Genomic DNA, 2,291 nt, shown 5'->3' on the forward strand with positions numbered 1-2,291 from the left:
GCATGACGCCTCGGGCAATCCGATTCTGGGCGACATCTGCGAGGTGCTCCGCGCGGAAATCAAGAAGTACTTCACTGCCGCGGATTTTCCCTACACCCTCAAATACATCGACCCCAGCTACATCATCCGTTCGGTGCCGGCCAATTCCAACGACCGGATCTACTGTGGCTTTCTGGGGCAGCACGCGGTCCATGCGGCCATGTCCGGCAAAACCGGCATGGTCGTTTCCAAGCTCCAGGACCGCTACCTGTACCTGCCGCTTGAACTTGTCACGGCCAAGCGGCGCAAACTGAACATCACCTCGAACTATTGGCGCTCGGTCCTGGAATCCACCGGACAGCCTCAATCCATGACCAACTGCGTCCAGGATGCATAACCCATGAAACGCATACTTCTCATTCTTCTCGCGATGGCGGCCGCCGGCGCGGCCTTCTGGTTCTGGAAATATCAAAACAGGCCCCTGCCCCAACCCGTGGCCCGCGAAGTGGCGCCACAACGGTGGCAGGTCAGCGGCACATCGGCCATGAACGCGACCAACGCCACGGGCGTTCATGCCCTCAACGCCACGAACGCGACCCTGGCCGAAAACGCCACCACGGCCAACGCAACCCTGGCCAGCCCCGAGGACACGGTGGTCGGACACGGCTTTGTCCAGGACCTGAGCCGCTACTTGGTTTCGGCCTATCACCCGGCAAAAACCAAGCGAAACCCCTCCGACCAGGCCAAACTCGCGCTGAATCTGAAAAGCCTGAACATCCGTTACGGGGTGGATTTTCCCGGACTCAATGTGGACCCCATGGAAACCCTCAAGGCCCGCCAGACCATTTTTGCCCATGTTTTCACGCCCACTGTCCTGGAATTTTTACAGAACATCTATGTGCCACTCTTTCTGGACAACCTCGAAGAGGCCCTGCGCGACGCACCGCGCGTATTGGCGTCGGGACAGCAGGTCGATATTTCCGAGGCCCAGCGCCAGGAAATGCTGAACCTGCTCGCGGCCAAGATGCGCACCGTGGGCAAAACCGTGGCCACTCTGGCCCGGACCGCGAATATTCAGGAATTGGTCGGCAAGTATCTGGCAGACATGGAGAAAGTGAACGAGGCTCACATAACGTTCTGGAATCTTCAGACGGACAACGCCTCGGTGGCGGCCGTGGACCAGGCCAGCATCAAAATCAAGGCCGCCATCCAGACCCGCGAGATGTCGCGGCAGCGGCTGCTGCAGACCATCGTGGCCACCGCCAATCCGCAAGGACTGGACGCTTCCGAACTGATCTATCTGGCGCAATGGATCCATCGGCGCGGCCTGGACAACCCGGCCCTGCTCGCGCAGGTGGCCAAGGCCGGCGATCTGGCCGTTAAAACGGCGACGGCGCTGGAAGAACGGGCCAAACAACCCCGCCCGGCCCAGAACCCAACGAACGCGACGCGTGAAGAGCGCGCCGCCGAGGACCCGGCCCAGCCCGTCCAGGAATAGATCGTTTTGATTCTCGACCAATGCGACGCATTCCTGGGAGCGGACGGCCCCCCGCACGGAAGCGGCCAGGATGGCCGCTTCGGAATGTCATGAAGGGAAATTCGGATCAGGACAAAAAATTCGCGCGCAGCCAGCAGGTCTGCACCACGTGCCCACCCGCTTCGTGCACAACGAATTCAATATCGCCCCGGCTTCCGAGCCGGGGCTCGCTTTTGTCGTTGTTCCACAAGGTCAGCCATCCAGGGCCCCATTCGGAATAGGGAAACGCCAGACGACCAACGCGGTACAGCACCTCGACGCTCCAGCCCGCGTCTTCCAGTTCGGTGGCGTGTTCCCGAAACCATTTTTCCGACCTAGCATATGCCCTGGCCAATTCTTTCGTGATCAGGGGGTGCTTTAAAAACTGCGCGCTACCGTCCAATTCCGCTATAAATCGAGACATGTCCTCACCTTGTCCGGCCAAGCCAAAGTCAAAAAAAGCGCGATCCGCAATCGCGCGATACGTCGTCGTTTTTCCCCAACACGCCGTCAGTCACACCGGGCGGGTATATTGGACGCCGATACCGTACATGGTCCGATCGCGGTCACCCAAATCCTTGCTCCAACGCACCAGGCCCTGAAAACTGCCATGCGCCTCGAGACCTTGCCGATGCGGATTGATATCCAGAATCTGGACATAGAGTTTGGCCCCGGTCTTCAAGGGCGAGGAGGTCACCGAGGGTGTACGGGATTTTGTGTAAACGGTCATTTTTGATAAGCCCACATCCAGCCAAGGAGAGACAATGACCGCATCCAAAATCCTGTCCGCCGAACT

The 2,291-nt window shown here is 59.4% G+C and carries 4 protein-coding genes; 2 read left to right on the forward strand and 2 right to left on the reverse strand.

Features of this window, described 5'->3' with window-relative positions; all coding sequences use genetic code 11:
- Together EOL86_13865 and EOL86_13870 are read left to right on the forward strand one after the other, a co-directional pair.
- Positions 1-376 (forward strand): ATP-dependent 6-phosphofructokinase (locus EOL86_13865; GenBank protein NCD26661.1); only part of this gene is annotated, 376 nt, incomplete at its 5' end.
- Between the two features lie 3 nt (positions 377-379).
- A complete protein-coding gene (locus EOL86_13870; GenBank protein NCD26662.1) occupies positions 380-1,477 on the forward strand; it encodes a hypothetical protein in 1,098 nt (365 codons plus the stop codon).
- Between the two features lie 106 nt (positions 1,478-1,583).
- Here EOL86_13870 and EOL86_13875 read toward each other — a convergent pair whose 3' ends face one another.
- Positions 1,584-1,919 carry a hypothetical protein gene (locus tag EOL86_13875; protein ID NCD26663.1) on the reverse strand — a complete coding sequence of 112 codons (336 nt, stop codon included), beginning with the start codon at positions 1,917-1,919 and terminating at the stop codon, positions 1,584-1,586.
- A gap of 90 nt (positions 1,920-2,009) precedes the next feature.
- Entirely contained in the window at positions 2,010-2,225 is a 216-nt protein-coding gene (locus EOL86_13880) for a hypothetical protein (protein ID NCD26664.1), read from the reverse strand.
- Between the last annotated feature and the right edge of the window lie 66 nt (positions 2,226-2,291).

The organism is Deltaproteobacteria bacterium, assembly GCA_009930495.1.
GTDB lineage: Bacteria > Desulfobacterota > Desulfovibrionia > Desulfovibrionales > Desulfomicrobiaceae > Desulfomicrobium.